The organism is Novosphingobium sp. CCH12-A3 (assembly GCF_001556015.1).
Lineage (GTDB): Bacteria > Pseudomonadota > Alphaproteobacteria > Sphingomonadales > Sphingomonadaceae > Novosphingobium > Novosphingobium subterraneum.
This window is the reverse complement of record NZ_LSIA01000136.1, coordinates 1-17483: the sequence shown is the minus strand read 5'-3', so window position 1 is coordinate 17483 and position 17483 is coordinate 1. Positions and strand designations below refer to the sequence as shown.

Genomic DNA, 17483 nt, shown 5'->3' with positions numbered 1-17483 from the left:
CGTTTCAAGGAGTTCTCAAGCGTGACCAAGAAGACGGACTGGACCGGCAAGGCAGCCATGGCGGGCGCGGCAATCGGCTCGGCAGCACTGGCCGCCGCCTTGCTCTATGCGTCGCGCCGCAAGGAACGGGCCGAAAAGACCGAACCCAAGGCCCCGCCCGCCGACGCACCCGAGACCGACTGATTTCGGAATGTCCGTCACGCAATAATCTTGCGCCAAAGCTCCCCCAAAACGGGCATTGCATCACCTAACGCGCAAGCTATAGCGACGGCCATGGAACCGGTGAACCAGATCGAAGGACGGGCCATCCCGTTCGGTCGCAAGAACGTCGATACCGACGTGATCATCCCTGCCAAGTGGCTCAAGACGATCACCCGTCAGGGACTCGGCAAGGGGGCGTTCGAGGCCTTGCGCGCAGATCCCGACAACATCTTCGACAGCGCGGAATTTTCCGGCTCGCCGATCCTGATTGCCGGCGACAACTTTGGCTGCGGCTCCAGCCGTGAACACGCCGCCTGGGCCTTGGGTGACTTGGGGCTAAAGGCCGTGATCGCACCTTCGTTCTCCGACATCTTCTCGGGCAACGCCTTCAAGAACGGCATTCTCACCGTCGTCCTGCCGCAGGAAGCGATCGACCGTCTGATGGAAGTCGCGCAGACCGATCCCGTCTCGATCGATCTCGAAACCCAGACCGTGACGACCCCTTTCCAGGACCGCTTCACCTTCGAGATCGACCCGTTCCGCAAGCACTGCCTGCTCAATGGCCTGGACGAAGTCGGCCTGACGATGGCGCGTGGGGACGCTATCTCCACGCACGAGGCGAAGACGCGCGAGAGCCTGCCTTTCCTCGCGCGCGGCACCGATGCCGTATCGGCAGCTTAACCGCACGCTTAACAGGGCTTCCCAAGCCGCGCAAAACTTGCTTCCCTGATGCGGAGCGGATCGAATCCGCAACTATTGGGAGAAGTTGAATGAAGGCTCTGCGCACCCACGCCGCGGGCGGCCCTGAAACGCTGGTCATGGACGAATTGCCCGATCCCGTGCCGGGCAAGGGCGAAGTGCTGGTGCGGGTCCACGCCTGCTCGATCAATTTCCCCGACACGCTTATGATCCGCGATCTCTACCAGTTCAGGCCCGAGCGTCCCTATGCGCCCGGCAGCGAACTGGCTGGTGAGATCGAGGCGCTGGGCGAGGGCGTCACTGGCTGGAACGTCGGCGACCGCGTCATCGCGATGATCGGTAACGGTGGCCTTGCCGAAAAGGTCGTTGCTCCGGTCGCGCGCCTGTTCCCGCTGCCTGATGGCGTCGACTACGCCACCGGGGCATCTCTGCTGATGACTTACGGCACCACGATCCATGGCCTCAAGGATCGCGGACACATCAAGGCTGGCGATACGGTTCTCGTGCTCGGCGCGGCAGGCGGTGTCGGACTTTCGGCAGTCGAACTCGCCAAGGCCTTCGGCGCCCGCGTGATCGCTGCCGTTTCCAGCGAGGAAAAGGCACAGGTCGCGCGCGATGCAGGCGCAGACGACGTGGTCATCTATGGCCGTCCGCCCTTCGACAAGGCCCAGTCCAAGGCACTGGCCGAGCAATTCAAGGCCGCCTGCGGCCCCAACGGCGCGGATATCGTCTACGATATCGTCGGCGGCGATTACTCCGAACCGGCCCTGCGCGCGATCGCCTGGGAAGGCCGTTTCCTCGTCGTTGGCTTCCCCGCCGGCATCGCCAGGCTCCCGCTCAACCTGACGCTGTTGAAGTCCTGCGATGTCTGCGGCGTGTTCTGGGGGGCGTGGACAGCTCGCGAACCCGCCGCCTTCAAGGCCGAGGTCGAGGAACTCTTCGCGCTACTCAAGGCCGGCAAGATCAACCCCCGCGTCTCGCAGCGCTACACGCTCGATCAGGGGCGCGAAGCCATCGCCCTCCTCGAAAACCGCCAGGCCATGGGCAAGGTCGTCGTCGAAATGATCGGCTGACATCTGTTTTCTCCCCTCCCGTATGCGGGAGGGGTTGGGCTGGGCCTGCTCAGCCCTCGCGCTCGCCCGAGGAATAGACCGGCAAACCCAGCTTCCACCAGATCGCCGCCCCCCTCAGTGCGAACCCGGCCAGCGCAGCCAGCGGCCAGACCATCCCTCTGTCCAGCCCGAGTACTGCCCCCCCTGCGCAAATGCCTGCAGACAGCGCCGCGGCCGTCACATAAAGCTCGGGTCGCATCAGGATGGAGGGTCTGCCTGCCAGCACGTCGCGGATGATCCCCCCGACGCAGCCGGTAATCACCCCCATCAGCACCGCTGGCACCGGAGTCACGCCAAAGGCCAGCGCCTTCGCCGTCCCCAGCACGGCATATGCGCCAAGCCCTGCCGCGTCGGCCCATTCCAGGACCGGCCAATTTCCGACTGGTTGCACCCACCAGCGGTGCGGCGTGAACCACGCCACCAGCGCCACGCCAAGGCACACCGGCGCCACCCACGGATCGCGCACCCAGAAGACGGGCGCGCCGATCAGCAGATCGCGGACTGATCCGCCGCCCACACCTGTCACCAGCGCGAAGAACGCCATCGTCACGAACGTCTGTCGCAACTGCGCCGCCAGCAGCGCTCCCGTCAGCGCGAACACGGCGATGCCAACGAGATCCAGCAGCCCAATGAGGGCAGAAAGGTCTGCTGTGGGCAGAGCGGTGGGCACGGGCTCAGTTGCCCAGCAGCGCTTCCAGTTTGCCCTTCAGCGCCTGGATGCGTTCGGCTGCTTCGGTGAAGGTCTTGACGTCCTCGCGGTTGTTGTTGCCGCGCGCTTCCTTCGCCGCTTCGACATAGCCCTCAAGATCGGCTTCGAGCGCATCGATCAGGATTTCGGTCTCGTCTTCGGTCAGGGTCAGCTTGATGGCCATCGTGGCACTCCTTCGATTCAAACCCTGCGGTTACCGTCAGCAGCCGCAGGGCACAAACAAAAGGTTCAGGCTTTCGTCGCGAAGAAGATCACGTGGTGCAGCGGCTTGCGCCCTTCGCGCGGTTCTTCGCCCGCATCGACACTGGCCACGTCGACGGTAAATCCCGCGTGCTCGAGCAACTCGACGAAAGCCGGGTCCTGAAACGCTGACCACACTGCCAGAATTCCGCCCGGCCGCAACGCCCGCGCAGCTGCCTGCAGCCCGTCGGGCGAATAGAGCCAGCCGTTGAGCGCCCGGGTCAGCCCTTCGGGGCCATTGTCGACATCGAGCAGGATCGTGTCATAGGCGTTGCGCGCTGCATCGATCAGCATGGCAACGTCGTCATGGACCAGTTGCACGCGGCTATCGTCAAGGCACCCGGCGGTCAGCACCGCCATCGGCCCGCGCGCCCACTTCACGATCTCGGGCACGATCTCGGCCACGGTGACGTGTGCCGTCTCGTCCAGCACTTCCAGCGCCGCCCGCAGCGTGAAGCCCAGGCCATACCCGCCGATCAGCATCTGCAGGTTTGAACGTCCTGCCAGCCGTGCGCAGGTCATTTCCGCCAGTTGCACTTCCGAAGCGCAAACGTCAGTGCTCATCAACTCGTTACGGTCTAGCAGGATGACGAAGTCCTCGCCATTCCGCACCAGCCGCAGCCGCGCGCCATCGGGCACGCGACACGTGTCGATCAATTCGTCACCGTCTTCGAGCTCCCACATCGGGGGAGGGGCTACAGGCGAGGTTCCTTGAACCGGGAGGGTGGCGTCCAACGCCTACTTCTTCCGCGCCTTGCGGGCGGCATAGCGGGCATCGCGGGCCGCCTTCTGCGCGGCTTCCAGCTCTTCCTTGCTCGGCGGAGGCGGCACGTTGGCCTTCTCGGCCGCGATCCGCGCCTTTTCCGCCTTCTCTTCCTCGCGCTTCAGGCGGGCCGCCTCGCGCTTTTCGGCCTCGGCCTTCTCCTTGGCCTCGGCTCGGGCAAGCTTCTCGGCCAGCACCGCCGGGTCTACCGGAGCCTTCGCCTTGGCCTTCAGCGCCTCGATAGCCTTGGCGCGTGCCTCGGCCGAAGCGTTGCGGCGGTCGCCGAGACCGGGTTCCTTGTATCCTGCCATGATATTCGTCTGCTTTCTCAATTCTTGCTTGGCCGCTAGCAGCGTAGACCAGGGATGTCACGCTGCAACGCCGCAGTCGTTCCCGGCAAACGAAAAGGGCCGCCCCGAAGGACGGCCCCGTTCATCAACATGACCCGGCGCGATCACATGTGGATCGGCTTGCCCGTCACGGCCATCGCCGCTTCCTTCAGCGCTTCCGAATGGGTCGGGTGCGCGTGGCAGGTATAGGCGATGTCCTCGCTGGTCGCACCAAACTCCATCGCCTGCGCGGCCTGCGCGATCATCGTGCCGGCGACCGAGGCGATGCACCATACGCCCAGAACGCGGTCCGTCTTGGCGTCCGAGATGACCTTCACGAAGCCGTCCGGCTCGTGGTTGGTCTTGGCACGGCTGTTTGCGAGCATCGGGAACTTGCCGACCTTTATCTCGCCCTTTTCCTTCGCCGCCTCTTCCGTGAGCCCGACGCCCGCGAACTCCGGCATGGTGTAGACAACGCCCGGGATCACGTCGTGGTTCACGATGCCCGTGAGCCCGGCGATGTTCTCGGCCACGGCAATGCCTTCGTCCTCGGCCTTGTGCGCCAGCATCGGACCGGGGATCACGTCGCCCACGGCCCATACGCCCGGAACCTTTGTGGCAAAGTCGTGGTCGGTCTCGATCTGGCCGCGCGCGTTCAGCTCAAGCCCGATCTTGTCGAGGCCGAGGCCATCGACATTGGGACGGCGCCCGATTGCCACCAGCACGCAGTCGGCCTCGATGGTTGCCGCCTCGCCACCCTTTGCAGGCTCGACAGTCAGCGTGGCCCTTCCACCATCCACTGCAACGCCGGTGACCTTCGTGCCGAGCTTGATGTCCATGCCCTGCTTCTTGAAGATCTTGGCCGCTTCCTTGCGCACGTCGCCGTCCATGCCGGGCAGCAGCTGGTCGAGGAATTCGACGACCGTGACCTTCGCGCCAAGGCGGCGCCACACCGAACCCAGCTCGAGCCCGATCACGCCGCCACCGATGACCACCATGTGGTTCGGTACGCGGTTCAGCGCCAGTGCACCGGTGCTGTCGACAATCACGCCCGCATCGTTGTCCACGGTCACGCCCGGCAGTGGCGTCACGCTCGAACCGGTGGCGATCACGATGTTCTTCGCGGTCACCTTCTGGCCCGCCACGGTCACGCTGTGCGCGTCCTCGAACGTGGCGTAGCCCTTGAGCCAGGTCACCTTGTTCTTCTTGAACAGAAACTCGATGCCGCCGGTGAGGCCCTTGACCGAATCTGCCTTCTGCGCCTGCATCGCATCCAGATCCAGCTCGACAGCGCCGGTCTTGATCCCATAGCTGGCGAACGTGCCGTTCTTCGCCTCGTCGAACTTCTCCGACCCGTGCAGCAGCGCCTTCGACGGAATGCACCCGACGTTGAGGCAGGTCCCGCCCAGCGTCTCGCGCCCTTCGGCGCAAGCGGTCTTCAGCCCCAGCTGCGCCGCGCGGATCGCCGCGACGTAACCGCCGGGGCCACCACCGATGACAAGGACGTCGTAATCGTATTCAGCCATTTTCGGCCTCCGTTGCGCGGTCATGCTTCGACAAGCTCAGCATGATCGGCGTCAGAATCAAGTCAGTCGCGAAACATCAATCACAGATCGATCAGCAACCGCGTCGGATCCTCGATCGCTTCCTTGATCGTCTTGAGCGCGGTCACCGCCTCGCGGCCGTCGATGATACGGTGGTCGTAAGACAGGGCGATGTACATCATCGGGCGCACCACGATCTCGCCATTGCGGACGACCGGGCGATCCTCGATGCGGTGCAGGCCGAGCACGGCCGATTGCGGCGGGTTGATGATCGGGGTCGACATCAGACCGCCGAACACGCCGCCGTTCGAGATGGTGAAGGTGCCGCCGGCCATGTCCGCCATGGTCAGCGTGCCGTCGCGCGCCGCCTTGCCGTAGTTGGCGATCGACTTCTCGATGTCGGCAAAGCTCAGCTTGTCGACATCGCGCACTACCGGCACGACCAGCCCGTTCGGAGCCGAAACCGCGACCGAGATGTCGACATAGTCGAAGTAGACGATCTCATCGCCCTGGATCTGTGCGTTGACCGAAGGGATGTCCTTCAGCGCCAGCACCGAGGCCTTGGCGAAGAACGACATGAGGCCGAGCTTCACGCCGTGCTTCTTCTCGAACACGTCCTTGTACTTGGCGCGCGCTTCCATCACCGCGCTCATGTCCACGTCGTTGAACGTGGTCAGCAGGGCGGCGGTTTCCTGCGCGCTCTTCAGGCGCTTGGCGATGGTCTGGCGCAGGCGGGTCATCTTGACGCGTTCTTCGTTGCGACCACCGGAAATTGCAGCCGCTGGTGCTGCCGCAGGAGCCGAAAGGGCCGGTGCGGGCGAGGCCTGCTTGGCCGCAGCCGCTGCCATCACGTCTTCCTTGGTCAGGCGCCCGTCCTTGCCGGTGCCCTTCACGGTCGAGGGGTCGATGCCGTATTCCAGCACCGCGCGGCGCACTGCCGGCGAAAGTGCAGCAGCATCGCCCGATGGCGCAGCAGCAGCGATCGGGGCAGCAGGCGCTTCCGAGGCCGAAGCGGGCGGAACCGGCGCTTCGGTGCGCGGGGCAGGGGCCTGTGCGCCCGCAGCCGCCACGCTGTCCTCGATCAGCGCCAGCAGCGCGCCGACGTTCACCGTATCGCCCTCGTTGGCCACCAGCGCGCCAAGCACGCCTGCCGCCGGAGCCGGAACCTCGACCGCGACCTTGTCGGTCTCGAGGCTGACGATCGGCTCGTCCAGCGCCACGGCTTCACCCGGCTTCTTCAGCCACTGGCCAACGGTTGCTTCGCTGACGCTTTCACCCAGCGTCGGAACCTTCACTTCAATCGACATAATTCACGTTCCTCGGGGAGAAGGAAAATCAGTGCTTTTTTTGGCGGCGGATCTCGCCACGAACCGAAAGGCCCAGCGCATCGGCCACCAGCGCGCCCTGCTCGCTGGCATGGCGGCTGGCGAGACCCGTGGCGGGCGATGCCGCTGCGGCACGGCCTGCATAACGGGCACGGGCAACCTTGCTCTTGGCAGCCTTGAGCGCGTCCTCGATCATGGGCTCGACGAAGAACCACGAACCGTTGTTGCGCGGCTCTTCCTGGCACCACACCACTTCCTCGAGGTTGGTCATGCGCGAAAGGCGCAGGGCCAGCGGCTCGCCCGGGAAGGGATAGAGCTGCTCGAGGCGGATGATCTGCGTGTCGGTGATTCCGGCGGAGTCGCGCGCTTCGATCAGGTCATAGGCGACCTTGCCCGAACACAGGATGACCTTGCGGGTGTCCTTGTCGGCTGCCGGGTTGATGTCCGACAGGATGCGCATGAAGTGCCCGTCGCCGATGAAGTCCGAAGCGACCGACTTTGCCAGTGGATGGCGCAGCAGGCTCTTGGGCGTCATGATGATCAGCGGCTTGCGGAACGGACGGTGCATCTGCCGGCGCAGCACGTGGAAGTAGTTGGCCGGCGTGGTGATGTTGCACACCTGGATGTTGTCTTCGGCGCAAAGCTGCAGATAACGCTCCATGCGCGCCGACGAGTGCTCCGGACCCTGGCCTTCGTACCCATGCGGCAGCAGCATCACGAGGCCGTTGGCGCGCAGCCACTTGGCTTCGGATGCGGCGATGTACTGGTCGATCACGATCTGCGCACCGTTGGCAAAGTCGCCGAACTGCGCTTCCCACAGCACGAGGCTCTTGGGGTCGGCGCTGGCATAGCCGTACTCGAAGCCGAGCACGCCATATTCCGAAAGCGTCGAATCCAGCACTTCGAACGAGCCGTGCGGCAGCGTCTTCAGCGGAACGTACTTGCGCTCGTCCTTCTGGTCCACCCACACCGCGTGGCGCTGGCTGAAGGTCCCGCGGCCGCAGTCCTGCCCCGAAAGGCGCACGCCATAGCCCTCGGAGACGAGACTGCCGAATGCCAGTGCCTCACCAGTCGCCCAGTCGAAGCCCTGGCCCGAGCTGAACATCTCGCGCTTTGCATCGATCACGCGTGAGAGCGTCTTGTGGACCGTGAGGTCCTCAGGAACGGTCGTCAGCGTGCGGCCGAGGCTGTCAAACAGCTTCTGGTCGATGCCGGTTGCCACGTTGCGGCGCGCGGTCACAGGATCGGCCGGCTTGTTCAGGCCCGACCAGCGTCCGCCGAACCAGTCGGCTTCGTTGGCCTTGTAGCCCTTGGCCGCCTCGAACTCGGTCTCGAGCGTCGCCACGAAGTGGCTTTCGATCTCGCCCTTGTAGTTGGCGTCGATCACGCCTTCGGCGACAAGGCGCTTGGCATAGATGTCGCTCACGCCCGGATGCTGGCGGATCTTCGCGTACATCAACGGCTGCGTGAACGAAGGCTCGTCACCCTCGTTGTGGCCGAAGCGGCGATAGCACCACATGTCGACGACGATGTCGCGGCCGAACTTCTGGCGGTAGTCGATTGCCAGCTTGCAGGCGAAGGTCACCGCTTCCGGATCGTCGCCGTTCACGTGCAGGATCGGAGCCTGCACGCCCTTGGCCACGTCCGACGGGTACGGGGACCCGCGCGAGAACTGTGGGCTCGTGGTGAAGCCGATCTGGTTGTTGATGATGAAGTGGATGCAGCCGCCTGTATTGTAGCCGCGCACGCCCGAAAGGCCGAAGCACTCCCACACGATGCCCTGACCTGCAAAGGCTGCGTCACCATGGATCAGGACGGGCAGCACCTGCTTGTGGCGGGCATTGGGCCCCACATCGTCGCCGATGTCGTCGCGGAACACCTGCTGCGCACGCACCTTGCCGAGCACGATCGGATCGACCGTTTCAAGGTGCGAGGGGTTCGGCACAAGGCTCATGTGAACCTTGGTCCCGTCAAACTCGCGGTCGGTCGAGGTGCCAAGGTGGTACTTCACGTCGCCCGAACCGCCGACGTCCTCCGGGTTGGCCGAACCGCCCGAGAACTCGTGGAAGATCACGCGATAGGGCTTGGCCATCACGTTGGCGAGCACGTTGAGGCGGCCGCGGTGGGCCATCCCGTAGACGATTTCCTTGACGCCCAGCTGGCCGCCGTACTTGATCACTGCTTCGAGCGCCGGGATCATCGATTCCCCGCCGTCCAGGCCGAAACGCTTCGTGCCGACGTACTTCTTGCCCAGGAACTTCTCGTACTGCTCGCCACGTACGACGGCAGCGAGGATCGCCTTCTTGCCTGCAGGCGTGAAGTCGATCGACTTGTCGCCGCCCTCGATGCGGTCCTGGATGAACTTGCGTTCTTCCACGTCGGCGATGTGCATGTATTCGAAGCCGACATGTCCACAGTAATTTGCACGCAGGATCGCGACGAGTTCCTCAAGCGTCGCCCACTCGAGGCCCAGCACGCCACCGAGATAGATCTTGCGCTTGGCATCGGCGGCCGTGAAGCCGTGATACTCGGGCGAGATGTCGGCCGGGAGCTTCTGACGAGCAAGGCCGAGGGGATCGAGGTCTGCCGCCAGATGACCGCGCACGCGATAGGTGCGGATCAGCGTCATCGCGCGGATCGAATCCATCGCCGCCTGCTGCAGCGCCGCTTCGTCCAGCGCTACGCCGCCCTTCTTGGCCGACTTCTCGATGACGAGTTTCAGCGCCATCGGGTCCATCGCCTGGGTCAGGTCGTCGCCCGCCGCGGCATCGGTGATCGGCCAGCGCTTGTTGGCCCACGAAGGGCCGGGCTGCGGACCTTCCTGTGCCGGATCCACGTCGAAATCGTGCAGTTCAGAACCCATCATCAACTCCTGGTCCCCCCGGGGAGGTTGGGGGCTTCGGACTTCTTCCGCTCCACTGACCGTGGAACCGACCCTTCCGGCGCTCGCCTCGAAAGACTTGCGCAAAAATCCATAACTGAGGCAGGCCGCTTCCGTTGCGGTGTCTACCCTGAAATCTTCAAGCATCCGCCCGGTGGCACCTTACGCAAGGTAACCTATCCGGGCGGTAGCTTTTGGCCTCAGCCCTTCAGCACCTCGGCCAGCGTCTCGCCCAGCAGCGAGGGCGAGGCGGAGACCTTGATGCCGGCGGCTTCCATGGCCGCGATCTTGCTTTCAGCATCGCCCTTGCCGCCCGATACGATGGCGCCGGCATGGCCCATGCGGCGGCCCGGAGGCGCGGTGCGGCCCGCGATGAAGCCGGCCATCGGCTTCTTGCGGCCACGCTTGGCCTCGTCGATCAGGAACTGTGCGGCCTGCTCCTCGGCATCGCCGCCGATCTCGCCGATCATGATGATCGACTTGGTGGCTTCGTCGGCCAGGAACAGTTCGAGCACGTCGATGAAGTTGGTGCCGTTGACCGGGTCCCCGCCGATGCCGACAGCGGTGGTCTGGCCAAGGCCGATGGCCGAGGTCTGGAACACCGCCTCATAGGTCAGCGTGCCCGAGCGCGAGACCACGCCGACAGAGCCTTCCTTGAAGATCGAACCGGGCATGATGCCGATTTTGCACTGGTTGGGCGTCAGCACGCCGGGGCAGTTCGGACCGATCAGGCGGCTCTTCGAACCCGACAGCGCGCGCTTGACCTTGACCATGTCGAGCACGGGCACGCCCTCGGTGATCGCCACGATCAGCTCCATCTCGGCATCGATCGCCTCGAGGATGGCGTCGGCGCAGCCCGAAGGCGGCACGTAGACGCATGATGCGGTCGCACCGGTGACGGCCTTGGCCTCGGCCACGGTATCGAACTGCGGCAGGCCGATGTGGGTCGTGCCGCCCTTGCCGGGGGTCACGCCGCCAACCATCTGCGTGCCGTAGTCAAGCGCAGCCTGCGTGTGGAAGCTGCCGGTCTTGCCGGTCATCCCCTGCGTGATGACCTTGGTGTTCTTGTCGACGAGAATGGACATCAATCACTTCCGGATATTGCGTCCCCGCGAAGGCGGGGACCTCGGTGTTGTTACGCAACACCTGCGTAAACCGACTGAGGCCCCCGCCTGCGCGGGGGCGCACGTCATCCTACCAAATTAAGCCAGCGAGCTATCGATGCCCTTGCAGGCTTCCAGCAGTTCCTTGACCGCGTCGACCGAGACCTGGAGGTTCGACTTGGCTTCGTCGTCCAGCTCGATCTCGATCACCTGCTCAACGCCGTTCGCGCCGATCAGCACGGGCACGCCAACGTAGAGGCCGTCAACGCCGTACTGGCCATCGACGTAGGCAGCGCAGGGCAGGATGCGCTTCTGGTCATTGAGGTAGGCTTCGGCCATGGCGATGCCCGAAGCGGCCGGGGCGTAGAACGCCGAGCCGGTCTTGAGCAGGCCGACGATCTCGCCGCCGCCCGAACGGGTGCGCTGCACGATCGCGTCGATCTTCTCCTGGGTGGACAGGCCCATCTTGACGAGGTCGGGCACCGGAATGCCGTTGACCGTCGAGTACTGGGTGACGGGCACCATGGTGTCGCCGTGGCCACCAAGCACGAACGTGTTCACGTCGCGGATCGAGACGCCGAATTCCCAGGCGAGGAACGTGCTGAAGCGCGCCGAGTCGAGCACGCCGGCCATGCCGACGACCTTGTTGTGCGGCAGGCCGGAGAATTCGCGCAGCGCCCAGACCATCGCGTCGAGCGGGTTGGTGATGCAGATGACGAAAGCGTCGGGCGCGTTGTCACGGATGCCTTCGCCAACAGCCTTCATCACCTTGAGGTTGATGCCGAGCAGGTCTTCGCGGCTCATGCCCGGCTTGCGGGCAACGCCTGCGGTCACGATGATCACGTCGGCACCGGCAATGTCGGCATAGTCGTTGGTGCCGGTGATCTTGGCGTCGAAGCCTTCGACCGGGCCGCACTGCGAAAGGTCGAGCGCCTTGCCCTGCGGCACGCCTTCGACCACGTCGAACAGGACGATGTCACCCAGTTCCTTCTGGGCGGCGAGGTGGGCCAGCGTGCCCCCGATATTGCCTGCGCCGATAAGCGCGATCTTCTTGCGTGCCATGCTCTACGGTCCTTTCCCGTTCGCGGGGACAAGCATACAAATGCCAGCAGAGCTTTCGCCCAGGTCCCTCCCGTGCCCCGCGAGACAGGAAGGTTCTGGCAGAATGAATCGGGCCCTAGGCCCGCGCGCACACGAATGCAACCGCGAAAACCCGCTATATCCGGGGTTTTTGTGATATCAGTTCGCAATAGCAAAAGGTCTGTTTCCGAGGTGTTGCGCAACCCCGCAATGCAAGGTTGGGGCGCAAACTATCCGACCAGCAAAAAGCCCCGGCGTCTCCACCGGGGCTCCCTTTTGTTTTTCCTCTCCGCAAACTCTTGCGCGGATCAGCTGTGCTTGCGCTTCAGGAAGTCGCGCGCCATCCGCCGGTCGAGTGTTGCACAGACCTCGACCCAGAATTCCACGCGGTTCGGCTCGCCGCTGCGTTCGGCAATGACCGCAGCGTCTCGTGCGCGCGCTGCTGCTGCAAATCCATGCGCGGCGAACATGCGGAGCGCGGTGTCCAGCGCCTCGTCGTGGCACTGAGATCCCGTACCATTGTCGTTTATCGCCCGCAGGTGTCGCGCCTGGATCCGTCGCGAAAGACAGGGGGAAATGATGCCGTAACGGGGCGCAAATCGCAGCATGGTGCCTCAACTCTCTGACGGCGCCGGGGACAATCGGTGCCGTTCTCCACGACCCCGCCCTAGACCCACCTGCGCTAAGAGTGTGTGTGACGACACGGTAAAGGAACGAATAACCACCCGTCCTGAAACAGATTTGCGACGAGCGGAATGGAACAGGTCTGCGCAATCCCGAACCCGCTCTTCCTGAGCCTGTCGAAGGACGCAGGCGCAGCATCAGATGCTTCGACAAGCTCAGCATGAGCAGACTTCGGCGTCTGCTCAAGCCCCCGGCTGCGCGATCCACTTGTTGGCGTTCTCGTACCCCGGCAGCACGGAGCCACTGCCCGAAACGGGCGCTCCGGTAGCGCCCGCCTTCACGCCGGGCAGCACCTGCGGGCGGACTAGGTTCTGCGTCGGGGCGACTTGCGAGATGGCCGCAGCCGGTGTCGCAGTCGCAGCACCCGGCGCCACGATCCGCCCTTCCTCGAACGCCTTCTCCAGCGCCAGCGGATCGGCAATGTCGACGGGCGAGGGCGTCCATGTGCGCGGATGCGGCGCGGCAATCGGCTCGCCGCCGAGATAGCGCGCGGTGAACGCCGCCGGACGCCCCGCTGCCCCTGCCCAGCGATAGAAGCGATGCGCCCCGATCGTGCCGATGAACGAAAGGCTCGGCGCCCAGTAGGGATGCACCGCCGTCGTATGATAATGCGTCGCCAGTCCCACCGGCGCATAGACATAGCCGGCCAGCGCATCGGCGGCCACGCGCCGCGCCCGGTCCCAGAATGCCTTCATCGGCTTGCGCGCCAGCGAGCCATCGCACGCGAACGAGAACTGGCACCCCGGCCGCTCCGACCCCTGGTAGACTACGCCGCACACCGTGTTCGGCCATGCCGGATGCGCCACGCGGTTGAGCACCACTTGCGCCACCGCGCGTTGCCCGCCGTCAGGCTCGCTCGCCGCCTCATAATAGATTGCTGCGGTCAGGCACTGCAGAGCCCGCCAGCGGTCCTCGCTCGACCCGGCCGCCGACACCGGACGGGCCGAGAGGATCTCGGCATCCGAATGGCTCTGGTCCCATTTCGCCTGCGCTTCTGTCGGCGCGATCAGCCCGCTGTCGCTGGTGTCGAGCCAGTAGAACGCCGAGCCCGGAAAGCTGTCACCCCCGCGCTCGAACGGTTGCAGTCCCGCCATCTGCGCGCGCGCGACAGCCGCTTGAACGCCGCCCGGTTCGCCCCACCCGGTCGGCCCGAGCAGCAGACCCAGCACGCCGAACATCGCCACGCCGCCCAGCCGCTGCCGCATCAGCGAAGGCGCGCGCAAGGCGTTGCGGATCGAGCGCATATCCCGGCGCCGGATCCGCGCCGCAAAATCGAGCGGACGCTGCTCGCCATAAGCCGTCGCTGCCACGCCGGGCAGTTCGATCGGGCGATAGGCAAGCTCGAGAGGCATGGGGCTGGGCTGAATCCTGAAAATCCTCAATTGCGCTAACCTTTTGCGCCCCCTCGCGCACGGCCGCATTTCCCGCTGTCCCGATGCGGCACAAGCTCCTGCGATCCGGTTAACTGGCGAGCCCACGGCCTGGCGCTCAGATCGGAAAACCTCACGCAAAGACGCGAAGACGCAAAGAGGTCGTGCGCTGCCGCAGGCAATGCTCTTGGATAATCGCCGCAGGAGGTGATGGCTGTCCTATCGAACCTGCGCGGCATCTTCGCGTCTTTGCGGCTTTGCGTGAGAATGAATTGGGCAGCAAACCTGCCCCGAAGTACGTAGTTCCTCTTGCAGCGCAGCAAAGTTCCCGCTAGTTCCCCGCGCCGACGCCAACGGTGCCCGGTAACACGGGCTAAGAGGGAAGCCGGTTCAAATCCGGCGCTGCCCCCGCAACTGTAACCGGAGAGCGCGCTGTCCAGTGATGCCACTGGTGCCGGATTCGATCCCCGGTACTGGGAAGGCGGGCAGCGGGCGATGACCCGGGAGCCAGGAAACCTGCCGATGGTAGTCGTTCCGCGGCCGGGCGGGGTGTACCGGGCGCACGCGACGAGGCGCGCCAGATTCATGGCCCAGCGCACCTCTCGCCATGGACGGCATCAACCGTTCGTGGCCGGAGTTGCGTCCTGTGAAGAAGTACCTGCTTTCCGTTTCTGCCCTTACCCTTGCGACGCCTGCGCTTGCCCAAGGTACGGACGACGTCGTCGTGGCTGACTACAAGATCGACCCGGCAACCATCACCGTCATTGCCACCGGCAGCGAAACCCCGCTCAGCAAGACCGGCCAGCCCGTCACCGTCATCACCGCCGACGAAATCCAGTCGATCCAGGGCCCCGACATCACCCGCGTCCTCGAACGCGTCCCCGGCCTGACAATTACCCGCAACGGCGGCCCCGGCAGCTTCACCGGCGTGCGTTTGCGCGGCTCGGATGCCGAGCAGGTCCTCGTCCTCGTCGATGGCGTTCGCCTCGAAGACGTCTCGGCCCCCTCGGGCGGCTTTGACTTCGGTACGCTGACCCCCGGCGGCGTCGAGCGGATCGACGTGCTGCGCGGCTCCAACTCCATCGTCTGGGGCAGCGCGGCCATCGGCGGCGTGATCGCGGTCCAGTCGCGCGAACTCAACGGCATTGAAGCCAGTGCCGAACTGGGCGCGAACGACAGCTATCTCGCCGATGCTGCAGCAGGCATCGCGTCAGACTTCGGTGCGCTCACCCTCAACGGCGGCTACAGCCGCAGCGATGGCGTCTCGGCCGCAGCGGTCGGCACCGAACCCGATGGCTTCCGCCAGTGGCGCGTCGGGGGAAGGGGCCGCGTGAACCTGTCGCAAGACCTCGCGATCGTCGCCACTGCCCGCTACGCCGACACCCGCACCGACATCGACGGTTTCGGCCCGCCGACCTACCTCGTGTTCGGCGATACCCCCGAATACCAGACCACCCGCCAAGCCTCGGGCCGCGTCGGCCTGCGCTACACCGGCAGCAATCTCACGCTCAACACCGGCTTCGCGATCTCGGATACCAAGCGCGACTACTACGACCCGACTTTCGGCACTGATCCGTCCTACGGCTACAAGGGCCGCTCGGAGCGCGTTGACCTGACGGGCCGCGTCAACCTGCCTGCCGATTTCACGCTCGATTTCGGCGGTGACAGCGAATGGACGCGCTTCTCGAGCACTTTCGATGCACAGGCCAAGGCCAACCTCACCTCGGGCCACGCCCTGCTTGGCTGGAGCAGCGATCGCGCCAGCCTCGCCGCCGGTGTCCGCATTGACGATCACAGCCGGTTCGGCACGGCCTGGACCTTCGGTGCCAACGGCGCGTTCGAATTGGTCGATAACCTCCGCCTGCGCGCCAGCTATGGCGAGGGCTTCAAGGCCCCGACGCTCTACCAGCTGCTTTCAAACTATGGCAACGCCGCGCTCAACCCCGAACGCAGCAAGAGCTACGACGCCGGCCTCGAATGGGGCGCGCCCTACGGCAAGCTTCACGCTGCGGTCACGGTCTTCCGCCGCGATAGCCGCAACCTGATCACCTTCGTATCTTGCGCCAGCCTCAACGCCTGTGCCACGCGTCCTTTCGGCCTCTACGACAACGTCGGCCTTGCCCGCGCACAGGGCGTCGAAGCCGAACTCGGCGCGCGTCCTACCGACACGCTCCACCTGCAGGCCGCATACACCTACCTCGAAACCGAGAACCGCACGCGCGGCACCGCCAACTTCGGCAAGGACCTCGCGCGCCGTCCTGCCCACGCGCTGACCCTCTCGAGCGACTGGACATCTCCCCTCGCGGGCCTCGCCCTCGGTGCCGACTTGCGCCTCGTCGGAGACAGCTTTGACAACGCGTCGAACACCCGCCGCCTCGATGGCTACGCGTTGACCACCGTGCGCGCCAGCTTCCCCCTGACCGAGAAGGTGGAACTCTACGGCCGTGTCGAGAACGTGTTCGACGTGAATTACCAGACCGTCGCCGACTACGGCACCTGGGGCCGCTCTGCCTATATCGGCATCCGCACCAGATACTGATGAAAGCGCCTGCGCCTCGTTCCGAAATCCTGCGTCCCCGCGAAGGCGGGGACCTCGGTGTTGTTACGGAACATCGGCGTAAACCGACCGAGGCCCCCGCCTTCGCGGGGGCGCAACAAGATCCTGGACGCATCCACCCCGTCCTCTCCAGAGGATGGGGCCGGGGAGTGGTCTTGCTCGCAGCGTCCCTTACCGCCAGCTGCATCCCCCAAGGCAAGGCCACTCCCGAATCCCGCGCAACCGCGCGCCCGACCATCGTCAGTCTCAATCCCTGCACCGACGCGATCCTCGCCGAAGTGGCAGATCCGGCGCAGATCCTCGCCATTTCGCACTACAGCAAGGACCCCCGTTCCGCCTCGATGGACGCGCGCCTCGCAAGCGTCCTCCCGGCCACGCGCGGCACGGTCGAGGAAGTGCTGGCACTCAAGCCCGATCTCGTGCTCGGCAGCACGTTCATCGATCCCGCCACGGCCAGCGCCTACCAGCGCCTTGGCCTGCGCCTCGAAACCCTCGGCATGGCCAGCACCATCGAGGCCAGCCAGGAGCAGATCCGCCAGATCGCCACGCTCTCCGGCCATCCGGAGCGCGGCGAGGCGCTGATCGCCCGCATCGACGCCGCACTTGCCGCCGCAGCACCGCCAGCCGGAGTGCGCCCTATCGAGACCGTCGTATGGCAGTCGGGCGGCATGGTCCCCGGTGATGGAACGCTGATCGCCGATCTCCTGCGTCGCACTGGCTACACCAATTTCGCCGCTGCCCGCGGGCTCGGCCAGGCCGACCTGCTCCCGCTCGAGAAGATGCTGGCCGACCCGCCCGAACTGATCCTCGTCGCCGGGCAGAGCGCCGAGACCGGAAAAGGCGACGACCGCGTCCTGTCACATCCCGCGCTGAAGGCGCTCAAGTC

Annotated in this window: 16 protein-coding genes and 1 riboswitch; of the genes, 5 read left to right on the top strand and 11 right to left on the bottom strand. The window is 65.2% G+C overall.

Annotated features, from left to right (window positions below):
• The first annotated feature begins 21 nt into the window (after positions 1-21).
• The 3 genes from AX703_RS10760 to AX703_RS10750 all read left to right on the top strand — a co-directional run bounded on the left by AX703_RS10760 (position 22) and on the right by AX703_RS10750 (position 1973).
• Positions 22-183, top strand: a complete 162-nt coding sequence (locus tag AX703_RS10760; RefSeq protein ID WP_156135865.1) for an LPXTG cell wall anchor domain-containing protein — start codon at positions 22-24, stop codon at positions 181-183.
• A gap of 90 nt (positions 184-273) precedes the next feature.
• A complete protein-coding gene (gene leuD / locus AX703_RS10755; protein ID WP_062343961.1) occupies positions 274-882 on the top strand; it encodes a 3-isopropylmalate dehydratase small subunit in 609 nt (202 codons plus the stop codon).
• A gap of 89 nt (positions 883-971) precedes the next feature.
• Positions 972-1973: an NADPH:quinone oxidoreductase family protein gene (locus AX703_RS10750; RefSeq protein ID WP_039337372.1), complete on the top strand. Its 1002-nt coding sequence runs from the start codon at positions 972-974 to the stop codon at positions 1971-1973.
• Positions 1974-2022: 49 nt separating this feature from the next.
• Here the strand turns inward: AX703_RS10750 and AX703_RS10745 are convergent, their stop codons facing one another.
• The 11 genes from AX703_RS10745 to AX703_RS10695 form a co-directional block, all read right to left on the bottom strand.
• The gene (locus tag AX703_RS10745; protein ID WP_231735488.1) at positions 2023-2682 is read right to left on the bottom strand and encodes a trimeric intracellular cation channel family protein; all 660 of its coding nucleotides are present in this window, start codon (positions 2680-2682) and stop codon (positions 2023-2025) included.
• 4 nt (positions 2683-2686) lie between these two features.
• A complete protein-coding gene (locus AX703_RS10740; protein ID WP_039337375.1) occupies positions 2687-2884 on the bottom strand; it encodes a hypothetical protein in 198 nt (65 codons plus the stop codon).
• A 65-nt stretch (positions 2885-2949) separates the two neighbouring features.
• The gene (locus AX703_RS10735) at positions 2950-3645 is read right to left on the bottom strand and encodes a spermidine synthase (RefSeq protein WP_039337376.1); all 696 of its coding nucleotides are present in this window, start codon (positions 3643-3645) and stop codon (positions 2950-2952) included.
• Positions 3646-3699: 54 nt separating this feature from the next.
• Positions 3700-4035, bottom strand: a complete 336-nt coding sequence (locus tag AX703_RS10730; RefSeq protein ID WP_039337378.1) for a DUF6481 family protein — start codon at positions 4033-4035, stop codon at positions 3700-3702.
• Between the two features lie 143 nt (positions 4036-4178).
• Positions 4179-5579 (bottom strand): dihydrolipoyl dehydrogenase, encoded by a 1401-nt coding sequence (gene lpdA / locus AX703_RS10725; protein ID WP_062343959.1) that lies wholly within the window; start codon positions 5577-5579, stop codon positions 4179-4181.
• A gap of 80 nt (positions 5580-5659) precedes the next feature.
• Positions 5660-6904, bottom strand: a complete 1245-nt coding sequence (odhB, locus tag AX703_RS10720) for a 2-oxoglutarate dehydrogenase complex dihydrolipoyllysine-residue succinyltransferase (RefSeq protein ID WP_062343957.1) — start codon at positions 6902-6904, stop codon at positions 5660-5662.
• A gap of 28 nt (positions 6905-6932) precedes the next feature.
• Positions 6933-9785: a 2-oxoglutarate dehydrogenase E1 component gene (locus AX703_RS10715; protein WP_039337382.1), complete on the bottom strand. Its 2853-nt coding sequence runs from the start codon at positions 9783-9785 to the stop codon at positions 6933-6935.
• A gap of 218 nt (positions 9786-10003) precedes the next feature.
• Positions 10004-10888 carry a succinate--CoA ligase subunit alpha gene (gene sucD, locus AX703_RS10710; RefSeq protein WP_062343955.1) on the bottom strand — a complete coding sequence of 295 codons (885 nt, stop codon included), beginning with the start codon at positions 10886-10888 and terminating at the stop codon, positions 10004-10006.
• 117 nt (positions 10889-11005) lie between these two features.
• Positions 11006-11968: a malate dehydrogenase gene (mdh, locus tag AX703_RS10705; protein WP_062343953.1), complete on the bottom strand. Its 963-nt coding sequence runs from the start codon at positions 11966-11968 to the stop codon at positions 11006-11008.
• 326 nt (positions 11969-12294) lie between these two features.
• Positions 12295-12594: a hypothetical protein gene (locus tag AX703_RS10700; protein WP_062343951.1), complete on the bottom strand. Its 300-nt coding sequence runs from the start codon at positions 12592-12594 to the stop codon at positions 12295-12297.
• A gap of 258 nt (positions 12595-12852) precedes the next feature.
• Complete coding sequence (locus AX703_RS10695; RefSeq protein WP_062343949.1) at positions 12853-14022, bottom strand: cell wall hydrolase; 1170 nt, start codon at positions 14020-14022, stop codon at positions 12853-12855.
• Between the two features lie 355 nt (positions 14023-14377).
• A riboswitch (cobalamin riboswitch) is annotated at positions 14378-14579 on the top strand.
• A 68-nt stretch (positions 14580-14647) separates the two neighbouring features.
• Here AX703_RS10695 and AX703_RS10690 point away from each other — a divergent pair.
• Together AX703_RS10690 and AX703_RS10685 are read left to right on the top strand one after the other, a co-directional pair.
• Positions 14648-16579: a TonB-dependent siderophore receptor gene (locus tag AX703_RS10690; RefSeq protein ID WP_062343947.1), complete on the top strand. Its 1932-nt coding sequence runs from the start codon at positions 14648-14650 to the stop codon at positions 16577-16579.
• 173 nt (positions 16580-16752) lie between these two features.
• Positions 16753-17483, top strand: a 731-nt coding sequence (locus AX703_RS10685) for an ABC transporter substrate-binding protein (RefSeq protein WP_369821010.1), incomplete at its 3' end; no start/stop codon positions are given.

What these genes read in the sequence shown, in the direction of transcription:
- leuD (WP_062343961.1), top strand. Translation starts at nt 274, where the DNA reads ATGGAACCGGTGAACCAGATCGAAGGACGGGCCATCCCGTTCGGTCGC.
- AX703_RS10750 (WP_039337372.1), top strand. Translation starts at nt 972, where the DNA reads ATGAAGGCTCTGCGCACCCACGCCGCGGGCGGCCCTGAAACGCTGGTC.
- AX703_RS10740 (WP_039337375.1), bottom strand. Translation starts at nt 2,884, where the DNA reads ATGGCCATCAAGCTGACCCTGACCGAAGACGAGACCGAAATCCTGATC.
- AX703_RS10735 (WP_039337376.1), bottom strand. Translation starts at nt 3,645, where the DNA reads ATGTGGGAGCTCGAAGACGGTGACGAATTGATCGACACGTGTCGCGTG.
- AX703_RS10730 (WP_039337378.1), bottom strand. Translation starts at nt 4,035, where the DNA reads ATGGCAGGATACAAGGAACCCGGTCTCGGCGACCGCCGCAACGCTTCG.
- lpdA (WP_062343959.1), bottom strand. Translation starts at nt 5,579, where the DNA reads ATGGCTGAATACGATTACGACGTCCTTGTCATCGGTGGTGGCCCCGGC.
- odhB (WP_062343957.1), bottom strand. Translation starts at nt 6,904, where the DNA reads ATGTCGATTGAAGTGAAGGTTCCGACGCTGGGTGAAAGCGTCAGCGAA.
- AX703_RS10715 (WP_039337382.1), bottom strand. Translation starts at nt 9,785, where the DNA reads ATGGGTTCTGAACTGCACGATTTCGACGTGGATCCGGCACAGGAAGGT.
- sucD (WP_062343955.1), bottom strand. Translation starts at nt 10,888, where the DNA reads ATGTCCATTCTCGTCGACAAGAACACCAAGGTCATCACGCAGGGGATG.
- mdh (WP_062343953.1), bottom strand. Translation starts at nt 11,968, where the DNA reads ATGGCACGCAAGAAGATCGCGCTTATCGGCGCAGGCAATATCGGGGGC.
- AX703_RS10700 (WP_062343951.1), bottom strand. Translation starts at nt 12,594, where the DNA reads ATGCTGCGATTTGCGCCCCGTTACGGCATCATTTCCCCCTGTCTTTCG.
- AX703_RS10695 (WP_062343949.1), bottom strand. Translation starts at nt 14,022, where the DNA reads ATGCCTCTCGAGCTTGCCTATCGCCCGATCGAACTGCCCGGCGTGGCA.
- AX703_RS10690 (WP_062343947.1), top strand. Translation starts at nt 14,648, where the DNA reads ATGGACGGCATCAACCGTTCGTGGCCGGAGTTGCGTCCTGTGAAGAAG.